Below are 713 nucleotides of genomic sequence, written 5' to 3'. Positions count from 1 at the left end.
TGCGTGACGCCGATCTGCGGCACCAGGAACGCGTTCTCGTTCACGCCTTCCTCGATCCGTGCACGCACGAACATCCCCGGCAGCAGCACGCGGCCCGGGTTCGGGAACACCGCGCGGATCGTCACCGAGCCCGTGGTCTGGTCGACCGTCACATCCGAGAACTGCAGCTTGCCCGGCTCCGAGTAGGTCTTGCCGTCTTCCAGGATCAGCGACACCTTCGCCGCGCCCGGGCCGCTCGTCTTCAGACGCCCGCTCTGCACGTCCTGACGCAGCTTCAGCCCTTCGAGGCTCGATTGCGTGAGGTCGACGTACACCGGATCGAGCTGCTGCACCGTCGACATCAGCGTCGCCTGGCTCGCCTGCACGTATGCGCCCGGCGTCACCTGCGAGATGCCGACGCGGCCGCTGATCGGCGACACGACATCCGTATAGCCGAGGTTGATCTGCGCGGTGTCGACCGCCGCCTTGCCGGCCGCGACGTCCGCCGCGGCCTGGCCTTGCGTGGCGACCGCGTTGTCGTAGTCCTGCTTGCTGACCGCGTTCGCGGCAACCAGCACCTTGTAGCGCGCGACCAGCGCGTTCTGCGTGACGAGGTTCGCCTGCGCCTTCGCCAGCGTCGCCTTCGCGCTGTTCAGCGCGGCGATGTACGGCGCCGGATCGATCTTGTAGAGGCGCTGACCGGCCTTGACGTCGGTGCCTTCGGTGAATTCACG

The 713-nt window shown here is 67.6% G+C and carries 1 protein-coding gene; it reads right to left on the bottom strand.

Annotated features, from left to right (window positions below):
- Positions 1-713: efflux RND transporter periplasmic adaptor subunit (locus WS96_RS04510; protein ID WP_156443574.1), on the bottom strand; the 713-nt coding region annotated here is incomplete at both ends.

Origin of the sequence: Burkholderia sp. MSMB1835 (assembly GCF_001526365.1) — a bacterium.
Classification (GTDB): domain Bacteria; phylum Pseudomonadota; class Gammaproteobacteria; order Burkholderiales; family Burkholderiaceae; genus Burkholderia.
Note: the sequence above shows the minus strand (reverse complement) of the source record. Positions and strands in the feature narration are given on the sequence as shown.